Source organism: Rahnella sp. PD4 (assembly GCF_049199325.1).
In the GTDB taxonomy this organism is placed as follows: Bacteria; Pseudomonadota; Gammaproteobacteria; order Enterobacterales; family Enterobacteriaceae; genus Rahnella; species Rahnella perminowiae.
Map to the genome: position 1 here is coordinate 351,648 of NZ_JBLZQF010000001.1, position 17,323 is coordinate 368,970.

The 17,323-nt window shown below is 55.6% G+C and carries 16 protein-coding genes; 9 read left to right on the plus strand and 7 right to left on the minus strand.

Translation table 11 applies throughout. The annotated features are described in order from the left end of the window. Positions 1–46 precede the first annotated feature (46 nt). Entirely contained in the window at positions 47–1,144 is a 1,098-nt protein-coding gene (locus tag ACOZIO_RS01500) for an iron-containing alcohol dehydrogenase family protein (RefSeq protein ID WP_217138623.1), read from the plus strand. Between the two features lie 347 nt (positions 1,145–1,491). Here the strand turns inward: ACOZIO_RS01500 and ACOZIO_RS01505 are convergent, their stop codons facing one another. The 7 genes from ACOZIO_RS01505 to ACOZIO_RS01535 form a co-directional block, all read right to left on the minus strand. Next, positions 1,492–2,262 (minus strand): SDR family NAD(P)-dependent oxidoreductase, encoded by a 771-nt coding sequence (locus ACOZIO_RS01505; protein ID WP_129990735.1) that lies wholly within the window; start codon positions 2,260–2,262, stop codon positions 1,492–1,494. Beyond that, complete coding sequence (locus ACOZIO_RS01510) at positions 2,259–3,584, minus strand: hypothetical protein (protein ID WP_129990909.1); 1,326 nt, start codon at positions 3,582–3,584, stop codon at positions 2,259–2,261. The genes ACOZIO_RS01505 and ACOZIO_RS01510 overlap by 4 nt, the downstream gene beginning before the upstream one ends. Before the next feature lie 2 nt (positions 3,585–3,586). Further along, the gene (gene hisD, locus ACOZIO_RS01515) at positions 3,587–4,927 is read right to left on the minus strand and encodes a histidinol dehydrogenase (protein WP_421594853.1); all 1,341 of its coding nucleotides are present in this window, start codon (positions 4,925–4,927) and stop codon (positions 3,587–3,589) included. Between the two features lie 16 nt (positions 4,928–4,943). Beyond that, a complete protein-coding gene (locus tag ACOZIO_RS01520; protein WP_129990734.1) occupies positions 4,944–5,714 on the minus strand; it encodes an ABC transporter ATP-binding protein in 771 nt (256 codons plus the stop codon). After that, positions 5,714–6,523 (minus strand): ABC transporter permease, encoded by an 810-nt coding sequence (locus ACOZIO_RS01525; RefSeq protein WP_421594854.1) that lies wholly within the window; start codon positions 6,521–6,523, stop codon positions 5,714–5,716. The genes ACOZIO_RS01520 and ACOZIO_RS01525 overlap by 1 nt, the downstream gene beginning before the upstream one ends. Then, entirely contained in the window at positions 6,520–7,527 is a 1,008-nt protein-coding gene (locus tag ACOZIO_RS01530; protein WP_258453338.1) for an ABC transporter substrate-binding protein, read from the minus strand. Before ACOZIO_RS01530 ends, ACOZIO_RS01525 begins: the two co-directional genes overlap by 4 nt. 274 nt (positions 7,528–7,801) lie before the next feature. Further along, positions 7,802–8,782, minus strand: coding sequence for a LysR family transcriptional regulator (locus ACOZIO_RS01535; protein WP_421594855.1), 981 nt, complete (start codon positions 8,780–8,782; stop codon positions 7,802–7,804). Positions 8,783–8,969: 187 nt separating this feature from the next. Between ACOZIO_RS01535 and argH the strand changes: the two genes are divergently transcribed. The 8 genes from argH to ACOZIO_RS01575 all read left to right on the plus strand — a co-directional run bounded on the left by argH (position 8,970) and on the right by ACOZIO_RS01575 (position 17,254). Continuing rightward, a complete protein-coding gene (gene argH / locus ACOZIO_RS01540) occupies positions 8,970–10,397 on the plus strand; it encodes an argininosuccinate lyase (RefSeq protein ID WP_217219945.1) in 1,428 nt (475 codons plus the stop codon). Between the two features lie 18 nt (positions 10,398–10,415). Next, a complete protein-coding gene (locus ACOZIO_RS01545) occupies positions 10,416–11,288 on the plus strand; it encodes an amino acid ABC transporter permease (protein ID WP_129951258.1) in 873 nt (290 codons plus the stop codon). Positions 11,289–11,301: 13 nt separating this feature from the next. Further along, on the plus strand, positions 11,302–12,066 hold the full coding sequence (locus ACOZIO_RS01550; RefSeq protein ID WP_129951259.1) for an amino acid ABC transporter ATP-binding protein: 765 nt from the start codon (positions 11,302–11,304) through the stop codon (positions 12,064–12,066). Between the two features lie 38 nt (positions 12,067–12,104). Further along, the gene (locus ACOZIO_RS01555) at positions 12,105–12,926 is read left to right on the plus strand and encodes an ABC transporter substrate-binding protein (RefSeq protein ID WP_129951260.1); all 822 of its coding nucleotides are present in this window, start codon (positions 12,105–12,107) and stop codon (positions 12,924–12,926) included. 21 nt (positions 12,927–12,947) lie between these two features. Then, positions 12,948–13,802, plus strand: coding sequence for a polysaccharide deacetylase family protein (locus ACOZIO_RS01560; protein ID WP_217234226.1), 855 nt, complete (start codon positions 12,948–12,950; stop codon positions 13,800–13,802). Beyond that, a complete protein-coding gene (locus tag ACOZIO_RS01565) occupies positions 13,795–14,697 on the plus strand; it encodes a polysaccharide deacetylase family protein (protein WP_421594856.1) in 903 nt (300 codons plus the stop codon). Before ACOZIO_RS01560 ends, ACOZIO_RS01565 begins: the two co-directional genes overlap by 8 nt. Then, positions 14,690–16,045 carry an MmgE/PrpD family protein gene (locus tag ACOZIO_RS01570; protein WP_217138629.1) on the plus strand — a complete coding sequence of 452 codons (1,356 nt, stop codon included), beginning with the start codon at positions 14,690–14,692 and terminating at the stop codon, positions 16,043–16,045. Before ACOZIO_RS01565 ends, ACOZIO_RS01570 begins: the two co-directional genes overlap by 8 nt. Before the next feature lie 162 nt (positions 16,046–16,207). Continuing rightward, positions 16,208–17,254, plus strand: a complete 1,047-nt coding sequence (locus ACOZIO_RS01575) for an oxidoreductase (RefSeq protein WP_421594857.1) — start codon at positions 16,208–16,210, stop codon at positions 17,252–17,254. Positions 17,255–17,323 lie beyond the last annotated feature (69 nt).

Here is a 17,323-nt window from a genome sequence, read left to right on the forward strand (position 1 = left end):
GCATTTTCATCCGATCCGTCAAACACAACATTACGAAGAGGCAGTTATGCAGGCACAGAATATTATCTTCCCGGCACAAATTCTGCGCGGGCCCGGCGTTATCTCTCAGCTTGGTGACATTTGCGCACTGCTGGGCACGCGTGCGCTGGTGATTGGCGGGCATCAGTCACTGGCCGTCGTGGGGGATAAAATCCGTCATCAGCTGGAAGGTTCTGCCGTGGAACTTGCCGGCAGTGAATGGTTCGGCGGTGAAAGCAGCGAGCGTCATATCAGCCGTCTGGCGAAAATCGTTAAAGATAAAAAAGCCGATATCGTGATTGGCGTGGGCGGCGGTAAATCTCTTGATACCTGTAAAGCGGTTGGCGCAGAAACTAACGTGCCGGTCGTCACGATCCCAACGATTGCTGCGACCTGCGCGGCCGTCACACCGCTGACCATCCGTTATCACGACGACGGTCATTTCCGGGATTTATTCCCGCTGTCACAGGCACCGGCTGCAGTGATTATCGACAGCGAAATTCTGGCCGCTTCACCTTTGCGCTGGCTGGCGGCTGGACTTGGGGACACGCTGGCGAAATGGTATGAATTTCGTGCCATCAGCACTCATCACGGTCAGCTGAGCGGCGTCGCACGTTCTTCCAGTGCCAACAGCCGGATCTGTTATGACCTGATCGCATCTTACGGCCCTGCGGCCTGCGACGCGGTCCGTGCCGGTAAACCGAACGCCGAACTTGATCAGGTGCTTGATGCCATTTTCATGTTTGCGGGCCTGACATCGCTGATGAGCAGCGGGGCGCACGCCGCTGCTTCCCACGCCATCTATGAAGGTTTTACGGTGTGTGATAAAACCCGCGAATTTGGCCACGGCCTGCTGGTCGGTTTCGGCAACCTGTGTCTGCTGGCGCTGGAAAACCGCAGCAATGAGGAATTGCTGGAAGCGATCAAACTTGCTCAGGCCTGCGCGGTGCCGCTGCGTCTGAGTGAGATAGCAGATCTCAATGAGGATGAGCTGGAAAGTATTGTGCAGGCATCACTGCACGCGCCAGATATGGAGAATATGCCGGGGCAGGTGACGGCAGAGACGTTGTATGCGGCGATTTCGCGGGTAGAGAAAATGGCGGATCGGGTTTACCAAGAGAGGTGAGGTTGTGAAGTAGAAGGCTGCGGCCGGTTCCAAAATCACGCCGACGGAGAGGTGAAAAACCGCGTATCTTTTTACGCGGGTTGTAACCCGAACGTAGGGAACCGCGCAGCGGCGGGATTTTGCGGCTATAGCTGTGATACCTGAAACATTGTCAGCGAGCGGAGCACGCAGTTTAAGACGTGGAGATTCCAAAGAGGGCCCGTCATAGCCCTCTTTGGTCGGTTTAGGCATGAGAGGCTGTGTGATAACTGTTATTGAAAAACCGAAATTGTCTCAATCCTGCACTACGCTGCAAGCGAAAAAGCCCTCACGGCAAGTGAGAAACCGCTTCGATGTCCGGTCTGACATCAGATCCCCGCCAGGTATCCCCCGTCCACATACAACACCTGCCCGGTGATATAGGCCGCTGCCGGACTGCTCAGAAACACGGCTGCGCCGATCAAATCATCCAGTTCACCAAATCTTCCCAGCGGGATTTTTGCCTGCATCTGCTGGCACCAGCTGGCGTTATCATAAAACTCAGCGGTGAGATCTGTTTTGAAATATCCCGGCCCGATGCCGTTCACGCGGATGTTTCTGGCGGCCCATTCTGTCGCCAGAGTATGTGTCAGGCCAACCATGGCCGATTTCGATGCACCGTAGGCAGCCGCGCCGGGCACCCCGACCTGGCTGGTCAGGGAACACAAGTTCAGAATGCTGCCGCCGCCGTTTTCAGCCATCAGACGCGCAGCGGCCTGGGCACAGAAAAATGCGCCTTTGAGATTAGTGGTCAGAATGGTATCCCATAGCACTTCGTCAACCTCCATTGAGGGACATAATTGTTCGGTACCGGCATTATTAACCAGCACATCCGGTGGCGCGGACAGGGAGGCGAAAGCGTCGGCAAAGGTGGCGGGTTTTGTGACATCCAGCACCAGCGGTGTGGCATCACCGCCTTGCCGGCGGATCTGCTCACAAACGGTATTCAGGGTGGTGATATCGCGTCCGCTGACCGTCACGCGGGCCCCCGCCTGTGCCATGCCAACAGCCAGTGCCTGACCGATGCCGCGTGAACTGCCGGTGATCAGCACCCGCCTGCCTTGCAGCGAGAAACGTTGCAGGGAGAAAGGAGATATCATAATGGTTGCTCCGCCGGGCTGATCCCCGCCAGCCAGTCGCTGAATTCATCAGTGTCTTCAACCGGTTCGCTCCCGAGCATCATTGCCATCGCCAGCCCGAGGGCGGAACTGGTCTGTGTATGGCCGCTGAACCCCCCGGCGCGTAAATCAAGGACCAGCGTCGGGCAGCAGAACATGGCGAGCCGGAAAATCCGCTGCCAGTGGGGCGGCAGCCAGCCGCGGCGGGCGAGTTGCGCCAGTAACGGCTGCCAGTATTCCTCACCTTTATCGCGTAAAAATGCGGCGCGCAGCGGGGTTAACTGCCAGTTATGATCGACATATAATGTGTCACCCCGTCTCATGACGGTTACTTTGTAAAGTTCGCCGCAACGGGAAGGCTCATACAACCATAACGGATGGGCAAAAATGTTGTGGAAGGTGGCTTTTATTTCCGCCAGCAGCGCCGGAATATTGCGACCGGCAAACGCCGGGTCGAAGCTGACCAGTTGCGGAATTTCCTCCGAAGTGTCGTACCAGACATTCGCATTATGCGCATCACCGTGCGCGGTAATCACACCGTGGCCGGCCAGCGCTGCCGGTGCCAGGCGGATCCCGGCTTCAGTGAATAATTGCCGCAGGCTGTGCTGATAGGTCACGCCGTTGATCACCCAGCGCAGGTTGCTCAGTGTCTGCCATTCCAGTTCTTCATCTTCCAGACGGAAAGTTTTACCGACATAAAAACGGGCCACACGGCCACCCAAACCGGCAGTGATTTCCGGGTTTTCCGGAGAAATCAGACGGTGATAGAACAACTGATGGACAGGTTCGGCCGCCACCGCACTGACCAGGCCGGGCTTCAGCGTCGGCAGGGTGTGAGTCAGAATATCGCGGTCGGCGCGACGCTGCGCTTCTTCAATTTCTGCTTCCTGATCCCACGCCTGTTGTTGTTCGATATCGCGGCAGATGTCTGCCATGCGCCGGTCATGACGCAGGGTGTACATCAGGATCTGCCGCCCCGGCTCGCCGCAGGCATACACCGGCACGTCTACCCGAAAGCCGCTTTCACGCAACAGTTCCGCGTTGTAATACTCCTCAATGGTTTTATCTTCCCCTTCTTCATTGTGATATTTGAAGAACAGGGCGCGGCCATCATCAAGGGTCACGGTGCCGTTGAGGGAGTTGAGGCTGTACTGATCGCGGTTGATGGTTAGCTGACCGGCTGCCACGCCGGTCACTTCGCCGATAAGCTGGCGCAAAACGTCCGCCGCCTGCTGCCATTCTCCCGCCTGCACTAACTGACGCGCCTGCGCGGCCAGCGGTTCACTGCCCGTCATATTGCTCATCATTACTGGCCTTTTTTGTTGAGGATCTCAGTGCGTAATGCCGATACCGCCAGCGCGTGGCCGGGGAATCCCTCATACAACGCAAAGGCGTGCGCTTTATCGGCCAGCGGCTGATAGCCTTCGCGGGTGACGTAGCCTACGGAGATCCGTTTCATGTAATCGAATACAGACAAAGGTCCGACAGTTTTGGCGGCACCGTTGGTCGGCAGAACCGCATTCGGTCCGAGAACGAAATTGCCCAGCGTGATCGGCGTGTAATTACCGAGCAGTATTTCACCGGCATTACGGATTTTGCCCATGACGGCCATCGGTTCCTCGGCCAGAATTTCCAGATGCTCCGGCGCGTACTGATTAACAAATTCAACGGCGGCGGCGAAATCTTCGGTCAGCACTACGCCGCCATGCGTTCCGCACAATACGGCCTGGGAGAATCCGGCCCGTTTTTCGTCGAGCTGTGCCCAGTAACCGGGCAGTGCGGCGATGGCCTGTTCCGCGACCCGACGGCTGCTGGTGACCAGATACGCCGAAGAGTCCGGGCCATGTTCAGACTCGATAATCAGATCCAGCGCCGCCAGCGCGCCGTCCACACTGTCATCAGCGAGGATCAGACTTTCGCTCGGACCTGCCGGAACGCCGGGGTCGATAAGACCGGAAAGCTGACGTTTGGCCGCCACCACCCACGGGCTGCCGGGGCCGACAATTTTCAGGCATTTCGGCACGGTTTCAGTACCGAACGCCACGGCGGCCACGCCCTGTGCGCCGCCGCATTTGTACACTTCGGTGATGCCAACCAGACGTGCGGCCACCAGCGTGGCGTCATCGACTTTACCATCCGGCCCCGGCGGGGTAATGACAATGGCGCGTTTTACGCCTGCCACCACCGCCGGAATGGTGGTCATCAGTAATACGCTCGGGAATGAGCCTTTACCGCGTGGCACGTAACAGGCGACGGAATCGATCGGCACATGCCGGTCACCGGCAAACGCGCCCGGGCGGATTTCTTTCATCCACATATCTTCCGGTTTTTGTGCTTCATGGAACGCACGGACGTTTTCGACGGCGAAGCGGATCGATTCCACCACCTGCGGATCGAGGCGTTCGAATGCCGTTTCGAATTCCGTGTCTTCCGCCAGAATGCTCATATGCGGCACGCTAACGCCGTCGAAATCGCGGGCAAAACGGCGCAGGGCGGCATCACCTTCGGTACGCACCGCTTCAATGATCGGCGCGACGTGCTCGGTGAAAAAGGATAAATCGGCTTCTGTACGTTTGAACAACTCCGCTGGCAGTTCGGAAGAACCACTCAGATCATGAAAAGTCACGGCTTGAAAAGGTGCAGACATGGTCAATCTCCGGTTATCAGGCCAGTGCAGCGCGGGGATGGCCGCTGCGGATAGTATGCAGAACCTGGCGTTGCAGGTCGGTGAATTCAGGGCTGGCGGTCAGTTCCTCACGACGCGGACGGGGTAGCGGCACGTTGTAAGTCGCCGCAATCGTGCCGGGGCCCATCACCACAATACGGTCAGACAGATACACCGCTTCTTCAATATCGTGTGTGACGAACATGACGGTCAGCCGGTGCTGTTCCCAGATGCCGGTCAGTAATTCCTGCATCTGGTGGCGGGTCATGGCATCCAGCGCGCCAAAGGGTTCATCCATCAGCAAGATTTTAGGGCGGTAAGACAGTGCACGGGCGATGGCGACGCGCTGTTTCATGCCGCCGGAAAGCTCCGCTGGCCAGGCATCAGCAAACGATGTCAGTTGCACCAGTTCGAGATGCTCACTGGCCTTTTCACGACATTGTGCGCGGTTGAATCCGGCGGCTTTCAGCGCAAACTCAATGTTTTGGCGCGCCGTCAGCCAGGGCAGCAGGGTGTATGACTGAAACACCACGCCACGGTCAATGCCCGCGCCGCGAATGGTTTTGCCGTCCACCTGAACGTCGCCGCTGTCGTAATCTTCAAGCCCGGCCGCAATTGACAACAACGTACTTTTACCGCAACCGGACGTACCGACCACCGAAACAAATTCGTTGTCTGCCAGCGTCAGGCTGATGTCGTGCAATACCTCGCGCGTTTGCCTGCCAACCTGAAAACTTTTGTGCAGATGGGAAATGGTTAACACCGACATCAGGCACGCCTCTTGTTGTAGCGGAACAGTACGCGCTCCAGTGCACGCATGATCTGATCGCTGATTAAACCCAGAATACCCAGCAGCAGGATGTAACCGATGATGGTGTCAGTCTGGAAGAAACGTTGCGACACCACGATGCGGTAACCGAGGCCCGAAGTGGATGCCACCAGTTCGGCCAGCACCAGCCACGTCCACGCCCAGCCAAGACTGATGCGCAGGGCATCCCAGATGCCCGGCAGTGCGCCCGGTAACACGATACGGAACAGGATTTTGCGATCCGGCATGCCTAACGTGCGGCCTAAACCGACAAAATCGCCGGGTACCCGTTTCACGGCGTCAATCACCATCAGAACCTGCTGGAAGAAGGTGCCGATCCAGATAATCAGGAATTTTTGTACATCGTCAGTGCCGGTCCACAGAATGGTCAGCGGTACAAACGCCACCACCGGCATATAACGGATGAAATCCACCAGCGGTTCGGTCAGCGCTTTGAAGAAGCCGTAGCAGCCCGCCAGCACACCAATCACAATCGACATCACCGAGGAGATCACGAAGGCAATACTGATGCGGTACAGGCTGCTTTTAATGTCGCTCCACAGCGTGCCGTCCTGCGCCAGACTGACCATCTTCAGCCAGACATCGGTCAGTTTGGGCAGGAAAATCGGCGGGATCGCGCCGCTGCGGGTTGCCAGTCCCCAGGCAAGAAACAGGACCACGAACAGCGCCACGGCGATGCCGACGAACAATTTGCGCGACGGCAGGCGGCCAATCACCATCAGATTGAGCGGTTTACGACGTGAACTCATGGCAGGCTGTTCACGAAGCTGGCATCAATCACTTGCTCAGCCGTTACCGGTTTTGGAATAAGCCCGGCGGCCGTGGCGGCTTTGAGCACGTGCGCAAAGGTCTGGCCGGAGAAGGAATGGCTGAGTACCTGTTTGTTTTCCGCCAGCGAGTAATATTTCACGCCGTCAAACGCGGTTTCCAGATCAGCCGGTGTTGCGCCAACCGCTTTGGCGATGATGGCGCGATCCGCCGTGGTATTGGCCTGATAGTGGGTGAGGGCGGCGTCCCAGCTTTTAATCAGGGCGGCGATTTGCCCCGGTTTTTCTTTCAGCACCGAATCACGCACCACCAGCACATCGCCAATCAGTCCGGGATCGGAAGAGCCGCTGTAGAGCATTTTCAGTGACGGGTCCTGCTTTTTCGCGGCAGAAATATAGGGTTCGTAAGTCACGGCGGCAGTCACACGTTTAGCGATCAGCGCGCTGCCCGCTGAATCGGCTGGCATCGGCACTGGTGTGATATCACTCCATTTCAGACCGGCGGCATTCACCGCACTGTGCAGTAAAATATCGCTGGTCGTGCCTTCTTCAAAGGCTATCTGTTTGCCTTTCAGATCCTTAAGGGTAGTGATGTCTTTGCCGACCAGCAGGGCGTCAGCGGTTTCACTTTGATCCAGCAACAGCACGACTTTTATGGGTAAACCGGCGGACACCATCGCCATTGCGGTATGTGTGGCAATATTTGCACCGTCAATCTGGCCGCTGGCTAAAGCGGCGTTGATGTCTTTATCTTCGGCGAAGTTAACGATATCGACCTTTTCCAGCCCCTGCTGTTTAAAAATGCCCTGACTTTGCGCGACATGCCACTGGCCGTAACCCAGCCAGGGCTCAATGCCCATTTTGAAGGTGCCCGCTTCGGGTGCAGCAGCGGAGGCGCTCAGGCTGAATGTGCCGAGGGCACTAAGGCAGCAGGCCAGTGCCAGTTTGTTTTTGAAAAAGCCCGTAAAGGTCTGAGAAGGTGACATAATTTCCTCGCTTGGTGTGGGAAGAGAAAAAGACGGCTAATAAAAATCCTAATGTGCAACCCTGTATAGACAAGCTGATAAAGCAATTACCACGCCACAGTTGAAATCGCGGAAGGAAATCATGCAGGGCATTGATGTTATACATTTTTAGATAATTGATGAGAAGAAGGTAAACGAATTTATAATTAAAAGTGATAATGTGCACCACAACATGACTTTCTTTGCTCTCTCAGGGTGCAGGAAAAGCGATTGTGCCCTAATAGCGCACAGGGTTTCAGCTGGCTCTGGCTTCAGGAACGGGGATTAATGCCTGTTTAAGTGCATTGGAGAATAAAGTCATTACAGAATTAAAAGGTGCACCTTTTTTCAGTACCAGACTGAACGGTGTGGCAATCTCAATATTATCCGGCATCAGTGCGCGAAGTTTTTGTCCTCCCATAAAGGCACTGGCATAATGTTCCGGCAGAAATCCGAGATAATTTCCCGTCATCAGTAACATGGTAACGGCTTCGACTTGTACCGCAATAGCATGCGAGGAAGTGACATCCGAAAAGATATTTTTCTTGCTGTGATTAGCATAGAAATGATTCACCATTTGTGATGATTTGATCTGCGACTCTTTTATTTCACTGGCAGGAATGCTGAACAGCGGGTGTTTATTGCCGCAATAAAGGTAGGCCATTTCGTGATAGAGAAAGTAATAATCAAACTCGGGTTTTTCCTGATATACCGGCATAATACCGCAGGTGAAACGTCCGTCGATAATCCCGCGTTCAATCTCGTCCAGCTGGGTGGCGTGCAGGCGTATACTGACCTTCGGAGCCTGGCGATAAATCTCGCCTAATGCACTGATTACCGGCGATTGCGGGTCGGTGATGGTGTTGTCGATAATACCAATATTCAGCTCGCCGAACAGCTCGTGACGGGCGTGATTGAGTTTGTCGCGAAACTGATTAATGGATGAAAATAAATCCAGGCATGCCTGATAAGCCACTTTACCGTGTTCGGTTAAATAAAATCCTTCGCGCCCCCGGGTACAAAGTTTCATGCCAAAACGGATTTCGAGATCAGAGATTTGTTTGCTGATCGCCGCGAGTCCAATATTCAGTTCGTTGCATGCTGCGGTAAAGCCACCGGCTTCTACCACGGTTTTAAAGACGCGCAAAAGCTTTAAATCGGCGACGCCAAGGTTGTGCTGATTAATATCACTTTTTGCGGGTGATGTGTTTCCTGATTTGGAAAGTGGACTTTCCATAATTAATATTTACCCCCGCCTTTAAAATCTACAATATCAAATTCACCTAGCCTCACTCGTTATTACTTTGCAAGCCCGGATTGTTCAGTGCCCTTTGTCATGTGGCCGGAAGGAAGTTAATTTCACTCACCGCCAGACATGCTGCCCGAACCAGCTTTGCAACATTTATGCCATACAAGGAAAAAATATGTCACAACAGCCAGAACTGCTTTGGGGAGCCCGTTTTAAACACGGTCCAGCTGCCACCTTAAGCGCGTTATCGCGCAGCCCGGAATATTATTTTTCCCTCGCTGAATATGATCTGGAAGGTTGCCGCGCCCATGCTTATGAATTAAACCGGGCCGGTTTGCTTGATGAAAACGAAACGGTTCTGATGGTCGATGCGATTAAACAACTGGCGAAGGATTTCCGTGCCGGCATTCTTGCGCCGATTCAGGCGGATGAAGACGTGCATACGTTTATCGAACGCAGCCTGACCGGGCGGCTTGGCGAACTCGGCGGCAAATTGCGGGCAGGGCGCTCACGTAATGATCAGACCGCTAACGATTTACGTCTCTACCTGCGCGATAACGCCCGCAAGATTGTGGCGGCCCTGCTCGGACTTCAGACCGCACTGGTGAAGCAGGCGGAACAGCATATTCATACACTGGCACCGGGTTTTACCCATCTTCAGCAGGCACAGCCGATTGTATTCGGGCATCAGCTGATGGCGCATGCACAGTCATTTTGCCGTGACGTTGAACGTTTTCAGGACTGGGATAAACGTTGTGCACTGTCGCCGCTGGGCGCGGCGGCGATGGCCGGTTCAGCCATTGCCCTGCATCCTGAACTTTCCGCCAAAGATCTCGGTTACGACGGTGCCTGCGAGAACTCAATTGATGCCGTGGCCAGCCGTGATCATGTCGCAGAATTCCTGTTTGCAGGCAGTATGCTGAGCGTCAATCTTTCCCGCATCAGTGAAGAAGTGTGCCTGTGGGCCTCGCGCCAGTTCCGCTGGGTTGAGCTCGATGACGGCTACGCCACCGGCAGTTCCATCATGCCGCAGAAGAAAAATCCGGATATCGCTGAACTGACACGCGGTAAAAGTGGCCGGCTGATTGGCAACGTTACTGCCATGCTGAGCACCCTGAAAGGCCTGCCGCTCTCCTATAACCGTGACCTTGTCGAAGACAAACGTAATGCGATGGATACCGTTGAGCAGTTGCTGTTAGTGCTGCCTGCGATGGCGGGCATGATCGACACCATGACCATCAATGTTGAGCGTTTGCGTGAACAGGCTCCGGAAGGTTTTACGCTGGCGACGGAAGTGGCCGACTGGCTTTCGCGTCGTGGTGTGCCGTTCAAGGAAGCCCACGAAATCACCGGCAAACTGGTGCAGGTGTGCGAGCAATACAATCTGGCGCTGCACGAAGTCAGTGATGCGCAGTTACTGGCGGTTGATGCCCGCCTGAGTGCTGATGTACGTGAATGCCTGACACTGGAAGCGGCGATCAACGCCCGCAGCGGTAAGGGTGGCACGGCACCGGTGCGGGTAGCAGAGCAGATTGCGCGGCTGAAAACCCGTCTCGAGGCGCAGGCAAACTGGGTCAATGGTTACGCTGGCCTGTCTTTATAATCGTGCGGGAGAAGCCTGATGACCCTTTACACTAAAACGTCAGAAAGTGCGAAAAGCGCAGAGATTGATCTCAGTGAATATCACGCTGTACCCCAGCGTTATTACGGCCGGATTTTTGCCTCGGCAGTGATCCTGCTGCTGCTGGCGTTGCTGGTGAACGCCTTTGCGCATGGCAAAATCGAATGGCAGTACGTGGCACAGTTTCTCACCGCCAAAGCCATTCTTTTTGGTCTGGGCAATACCATTGTCATGTCGGTGCTGGCGATGGCACTGGGGATCGTGTTCGGCGTGATTATTGCCGTCATGCGCATGTCACAAAATCCGGTGCTGCGCAGCGTGGCAATGGGGTATACGTGGATTTTCCGCGGCACACCGCTGATTTTACAATTGCTGCTGTGGTTTAACCTGGCACTGATTTTTCCGACCATCGCCATTCCCGGCGTATTCAGCCTTCAGACCGTTGACATCATGACGCCGTTCGCCGCCGCACTGCTCGGCCTGAGCATTAATCAGGGCGCGTACACCTCGGAAGTGGTGCGTGCCGGGCTGATTTCGGTCGATCTCGGGCAGTATGAGGCCGCGAAATCCATCGGTATGACCCGCCTGCATGCACTGCGGCGGATTATTTTGCCGCAGGCAATGCGGGTGATAATCCCGCCCATCGGTAACGAATTCATCAGCATGGTCAAAACCACCAGTCTTGCCAGCATGATCCAGTATTCCGAAGTGCTCTATAACGCACAAACCATTTACTTCGCCAATGCGCGGGTAATGGAACTGCTGTTTGTGGCAGGCATCTGGTATCTGGTGGTGGTGACTGTGCTGTCGCTCGGGCAGAACCGTCTTGAGCGTTATTTTGGCCGTGGCACCCGCCGCCGCACCCGCCACTGACAGGAGCCCGACCATGAAAAGCATTATCAAAGCCGTCAATGTTAATAAGTACTTTGATCAGTTTCAGGCGCTGAAAAACATCAATCTTGAAGTTAAACACGGTGAAGTGATGTGCATCATTGGCCCTTCCGGTTCAGGGAAAAGCACATTTTTGCGCTGCATCAATCAGCTCGAACGCATCGACAGCGGCGGGGTGTGGGTCGATGACGAACTGGTCGGTTACCGCATGGACGGCAAAAAGCTGTACCCGCTTAACGACCGGCAGATTGCCCGTCAGAGGCTGAAAACCGGCATGGTGTTCCAGCGTTTCAATCTGTTCCCGGATAAAACCGCGCTGGAAAATATCATTGAAGGGCCGTGTCAGGTGCTGCTGCGTCCTGTGAAAGAGGCCACACGGGAAGCGATGGCGCTGCTCGAACGTGTCGGGCTGGCGCATAAACGCGATGCTTATCCGCTGGAACTTTCCGGCGGCCAGCAACAACGCGTGGCGATTGCCCGGGCGCTGGCGATGAAACCCAAAGTGATGCTGTTCGATGAACCGACCTCGGCGCTCGATCCTGAGATGGTCGGCGAGGTGCTGGCGGTGATGCGCGGCCTGGCGGCAGAGGGCATGACCATGATTGTGGTCACGCATGAATTAGGTTTCGCGCGGGAAGTGGCAAACCGCGTGGTCTTTATGGACGAAGGCGGAATTATAGAAAGCGGTAATCCGGAAGATATTTTGCTCAACCCGCAAAATCCACGGACGCAGAACTTTATTTCTGCCGTCCTGATCTGACCTTTTTGACGTTAACTTTTGACTATGGGAATGCCTTTATGAAAAAAACATTGTTGTCCCTCATTACCGCCGGCGTCCTGCTGAACGGCGTTGTTTCCGGTGCCGGTGCGGCGGAGCTGAAGCAAAAAGACGAAATCAAAGTGGCGATGATGCCGAACTATCCGCCGCTGGAATTCAAAGATCCCGCGACCGGTAATCTGACCGGTATGGATTACGATCTGGGCACGGAAATCGGCAAACGCCTGAACCGCAAAATCAGCTGGCAGGAAATCGGCTTCGAACAAATGGTTAACGCCGTCGCCACTAAACGTGTCGATATGATCTTATCCGGCATGACCGACACCAAACCGCGTCAGGATATCGCGACCTTTGTTGATTACTACAACAGCGGACCGCAGTTCTATACCACCGTCGCGCACAAAGAAATCAATACCATGCTGGACTTGTGTGGCAAAAAAGTTGGCACCAGCCGCCGTACCACATTCCCGGCTGAAATCGCGGCATGGAGCGAAGCCAACTGTGTTCCGGCAGGCAAACCCGCCATTGTGGTGATTGGTGCGGAAGGTACGGCGGATGCACGTACCCAGCTGCGCCAGGGGCGCATTGAAGGCGTGGTGCAGGGCAGCGAAACCCTGCCGTACATCATGAACCTGGAAAAAGACACTTATAAACCACTGGGTAAAGCCTTTGCCTATCAGGTGACCGGCATGGGGATCAGCAAAGACGATCAGCCGCTGATTGATGCGGTGAAAGGTGCGCTGACCGACATGATCGCTGACGGCACTTATCTGAAAATCCTCACCAAATGGGGCCTGCAGGATGGCGCAATCAAAGAAGTGACCATTAACAAAGGCAAATAACCTCAGGCGACGGACTGACTCATGACGATTTCACAACAGGCGGCCAGTTTATGGCCGCAAGGCAAACGCGGCTGCATGGCGCTGGCGTTTGATCTCGACGGCCCGACCGGCGATGCAATGCTTAACGGCACCCTCTGGCAGAAAGCGGATTACTTTACCTTCGGCGCTTACGGGCCCTATCGCGCGCTGGAGCGCATCCTTGATTTGCTCGATGACCACCAGCTTCCGGCGACTTTTTTTATTCCGGCGTGGGTGGTGGAAAACTGGCCGAAACAGTGTCAGGCGATTGTCGGACGCGGGCATGAAGTGGCGTATCACGGCTATCGTCATGAGTCTTTTTACGCCATCAGCGCGGAGAAACAGTTATGGGTGATGCAAAAATCCCGTGAGATTTTCTGGCAGTTTCTGGGCATCCGTGCCGAAGGTTTTCGTACGCCTTCCGGTGACTGGCATCCGGAAACGCCTGCCATGCTACTGGAAGCCGGCGTGACCTATTCCAGCAGCATGCGCGGCGACGACCGGCCTTATCTCATGAAGGTTCCCGGTTATGAACGCCCGCTGGTGGAAATCCCCGGCCGTTGGGAAATGGACGATTACGCCTCTATAGCCTATACCCGCGAGCCGAATTTCCCCTCAGGGTTAGACCGCACCGCCAGTTATGAACTGACGCTGGATAACTGGTGCCGTGAATTCGACGGTGCCATGAACGAAGGGCTGAGCCTGACCACGTTGTTCCATCCGAAAATCAGCGGAAAACCTGGCCGCATTATGTTACTCGACCTTTTTTTTGCGCACCTGAAAGCGCGGGATGACGTGTGGTTTGCGCGTTGCCGGGAAGTCGCCCACTGGTGGATGCAGGAGCATGCCAATGACTGATCATAACTGGCCGGCAGGTTACCGCTCTGCAGTGGTAATCACCGTTGATTTCAATGATATTCACGGCATTCTCAGCCAGGTACCTGCGGTGGCCGGACGCGAAAAAACGTTGTCCGTCTGGCGTTATGGCACGCTGCGCGGTATCGACCGGTTGCTGGCGTTACTGGACAGGAAAAATCTGCGCAGCTCGTGGTGCGTACCGGGCATTGTGGCGGATGAGAATCCACAGAAGATCCGTGACATAGACCGCGCCGGGCACGAACTGGCGACCTGCGGCTATGAATTCGCCCATTTTGACGGTCTGTCGTTGCATCAGCAAACCGACAGTCTGCAAAGAGGTAAAGCGGCGCTGAAAGCGCTGACCGGGAAAGTGCCGCGCGGCTTTCGTTTGCCTGCAGGTAACTGGGCACCGGGCTTTACGGATGTGCTGGCGGACGAAGGGTTCAGCTGGACATCCGGCTGGCGCGGCGATGATTTACCGTATTTCCAGCCGGTGCAGGACGGTCAGCCGTCGCGGCTGGTGGAATTGCCGCTGCATTATGAAATGGAAGACGAACCGTATTTCGCGTTTAACCTCAGCCCGGCGGTGCCGCCGGCACAGTCGCGGATTGCCTCTTACCGCCACACCCTCGGTAATATGAAGATGGATTTTGACGGATTTCACCGTTTTGGTTTGTGCTACGTGCTGCGACTGCATCCGGAAGTGATCGGCACGGCGGGGCGGATTGGTATGCTGGCGGAACTGTTGGATCACATCACGTCACATCCTGATGTCTGGGTAGCGACGGCCGGGGAAGTCGCTGACTGGTGGTCGCAGAACCGGCCGCAAAACGAGGCGTCGCATCCGGCGCAAATCTGGATGCAACACACTGCGCCGGGAGTCAGCCATGAGTAATATCACACAGCAGCAAATGTTGGCCGAATTCGTGGTGAATACCCGTTTTGATGATTTGCCAGGACGGCTGGTTGAGCGCACCAAACGACACATCCTCGACACGCTCGGCGCGGGGCTGGTGGGTTCCACCAGCGATGTCGCAAAAGAGGTGGCGGCGATGATCCTCAGTGAAGGCGCTTTCCCGCTTTCGCCGGTGTGGGGCTATCGTGAACTGACATCGCCGCGCAACGCCGCGCTGCTTAACGGCGTGGCGGCACATGCGCTGGAACTCGATGACACCGGTGGCTGCGATCATTCCGGCGCAGTGGTCATTCCTGCTTTGCTGGCGGTCCTGCCGTTATGTCCGCAGCCGGTCAGCGGAAAAGCATTTATCACGGCGGTCGTGATCGGTTATGACGTGGCGCGCCGCGTGCTTGAAGCCTGTGGCGGATATTCACCCCATAATGGTGCGGGCTGGCATTCGACCTCTACCTGCGGTGTGTTTGGTGCGGCGGCGGCAGCCGGAAAATTAATGGGGCTGAATGCGGAACAAGTCAGCGCAGCGTTAGGCATTTCCGGCAGTTTCAGCGGCGGATTGTGGGCGTTTATCCACGACGGTTCGCAGAGTAAAAAATTGCATGCAGGACGCGCTGCCGAAGGAGGTGTGCTGGCTGCGCTGAGCGCCAGACAAGGCATCAGCGGACCGTCGCAGTTATTCGGGGACAAATGGGGTGGATTTCTTTCCACGCTGGCACCGGCCAGTGCGACGCCGCAAGCCCTGACGGCACAACTGGGGGAGATCTGGAAGCTGGAACGCTGTTCCATCAAACCTTATGCCTCGTGTCGTGGCACACATTCCGCCATCGATGCCACCGGTATTTTGCTGGAAAGGCTGAATGCCGGCGCAGGGGATGTCGAAAAAATCGTCGTGCGTCTTTGCCCGTTCCTCAGTGGCATGTGCGGTGACAACGAAATTGCCACACTGGCCGCCGCGCAGATGAGCATCCGTTACGCCATTGCCGCCCGCGTGGTGTTCGGACACGCAGGTCTGCCGGCGTATGACACCGATAAACGCCAGGATCCGGATTTACTGGCGATGATCCGCCGGATTGATTTGCAGGAAGACGATACCCTGAGTGCCGACGGCGAGCCGGATGTTACGCTCATCACCCGCTCTGGCGCATCGCAAACCGTGCGGGTAGATATTGCGCTCGGCGCACCGGGGAATCCGGTTTCTGATGAGCAACTGAAAGAGAAATTTATCTCGCTGGCGACACGGGTGATTTCGGTGGAAGGGGCAGAGAGGATATGGGAGCAGGGGATGCGGCTGGATCTGGCGCGAGATATTAATGCATTCATCGGGCGGTAACTCCCTCCCCTTCGCAGGGCGAGGAGCAAAACACCGACCCGGTTCTGTGTGGGAGAGGTGCAAAGAGACAGGACAAATTTTCACTTGTTCATCCTGCGGAGCTGGTGTCAAATCAGAGGATTAGCGTCCTGCAAATAAGACCGCCAAAAAAAGGAACCTCTCATGACCCAGACCCTACGTACAGGCCTTGTCGGCTACGGCTTCGCCAGCAAAACCTTTCATTCACCTCTGATTGACGGCACGCCCGGTATCGAGCTGGCGGTGGTTTCCAGCAGTGATGCGGGCAAAGTCCATGCGGACTGGCCCAATGTGGAGGTGATAGATTCGCCGGAAAAGCTGTTTGCCGATGCGTCCATTGATCTGGTGGTGATCCCGACGCCCAATACCACCCATTTCCCGCTGGCGAAACTGGCGCTGGAGGCCGGTAAACATGTCATCGTCGACAAGCCTTTTACCGTGACGCTGGATGAAGCCCGCGAACTTGACGCGCTGGCGCGTGCAAAAGGTAAGGTGCTGTCGGTGTTCCATAACCGTCGCTGGGATTCGGATTTCCTCACGGTTAAGACACTGATTGAAGAAGGTGCGCTCGGCGATATTGTCTATTTCGAATCCCATTATGATCGTTATAAACCCCAGGTGCTGCAACGGTGGCGTGAAAGTGAGGCGCCGGGCAGCGGCATCTGGTTCGATCTGGGTTCGCATCTGCTGGATCAGGCGCTGCAATTGTTCGGATTGCCGGAAACATTGCAGGCGGATCTGGCTGTACTGCGGCCGGGCGGTAAAGCCGTCGACTACTTCAACGCAGTGCTGACTTATCCGCGACGTCGCGTGGTGTTGCACAGCACGGTTTATGCCGTTGCTGAAACAGCGCGGTTTATCGTGCAGGGTGAAAAAGGCAGCTACGTGAAATTCGGGCTGGATCCGCAGGAAGATCGTCTGAAAGCCGGTGAACGTCTGCCGCAGCCGGACTGGGGGGTCGATAAACGTGATGGCGTCATTACGCTCAGCCACGACGGCGTATTGGCAGAGAAATCGCTGCTGACCATTCCGGGCAACTATCCGGCTTATTATGCCGGTGTACGCGATGCAATTAACGGGCTGGGTGAAAATCCGGTACCTGCCGGGGATGCCATCCGCGTGATGGAAATGCTCGAACTGGGGATGCAGTCCTCAGAACAACAGGCGACCCTGAAAGTCATCAGGAACTAACACAGGATCCCGTTTTCCAGAGTGTCACGCCGGTGACACTCTTATTTTTCATTTGTTATTCATTTTGCA

Coding starts and splice junctions, on each gene's coding strand:
- ACOZIO_RS01560 (WP_217234226.1), top strand. CDS start 12,948: ATGACGATTTCACAACAGGCGGCCAGTTTATGGCCGCAAGGCAAACGC.
- ACOZIO_RS01550 (WP_129951259.1), top strand. CDS start 11,302: ATGAAAAGCATTATCAAAGCCGTCAATGTTAATAAGTACTTTGATCAG.
- ACOZIO_RS01570 (WP_217138629.1), top strand. CDS start 14,690: ATGAGTAATATCACACAGCAGCAAATGTTGGCCGAATTCGTGGTGAAT.
- ACOZIO_RS01575 (WP_421594857.1), top strand. CDS start 16,208: ATGACCCAGACCCTACGTACAGGCCTTGTCGGCTACGGCTTCGCCAGC.
- ACOZIO_RS01530 (WP_258453338.1), bottom strand. CDS start 7,527: ATGTCACCTTCTCAGACCTTTACGGGCTTTTTCAAAAACAAACTGGCA.
- ACOZIO_RS01505 (WP_129990735.1), bottom strand. CDS start 2,262: ATGATATCTCCTTTCTCCCTGCAACGTTTCTCGCTGCAAGGCAGGCGG.
- ACOZIO_RS01520 (WP_129990734.1), bottom strand. CDS start 5,714: ATGTCGGTGTTAACCATTTCCCATCTGCACAAAAGTTTTCAGGTTGGC.
- ACOZIO_RS01545 (WP_129951258.1), top strand. CDS start 10,416: ATGACCCTTTACACTAAAACGTCAGAAAGTGCGAAAAGCGCAGAGATT.
- ACOZIO_RS01565 (WP_421594856.1), top strand. CDS start 13,795: ATGACTGATCATAACTGGCCGGCAGGTTACCGCTCTGCAGTGGTAATC.
- ACOZIO_RS01510 (WP_129990909.1), bottom strand. CDS start 3,584: ATGAGCAATATGACGGGCAGTGAACCGCTGGCCGCGCAGGCGCGTCAG.
- ACOZIO_RS01500 (WP_217138623.1), top strand. CDS start 47: ATGCAGGCACAGAATATTATCTTCCCGGCACAAATTCTGCGCGGGCCC.
- ACOZIO_RS01535 (WP_421594855.1), bottom strand. CDS start 8,782: ATGGAAAGTCCACTTTCCAAATCAGGAAACACATCACCCGCAAAAAGT.
- hisD (WP_421594853.1), bottom strand. CDS start 4,927: ATGTCTGCACCTTTTCAAGCCGTGACTTTTCATGATCTGAGTGGTTCT.
- ACOZIO_RS01555 (WP_129951260.1), top strand. CDS start 12,105: ATGAAAAAAACATTGTTGTCCCTCATTACCGCCGGCGTCCTGCTGAAC.
- ACOZIO_RS01525 (WP_421594854.1), bottom strand. CDS start 6,523: ATGAGTTCACGTCGTAAACCGCTCAATCTGATGGTGATTGGCCGCCTG.
- argH (WP_217219945.1), top strand. CDS start 8,970: ATGTCACAACAGCCAGAACTGCTTTGGGGAGCCCGTTTTAAACACGGT.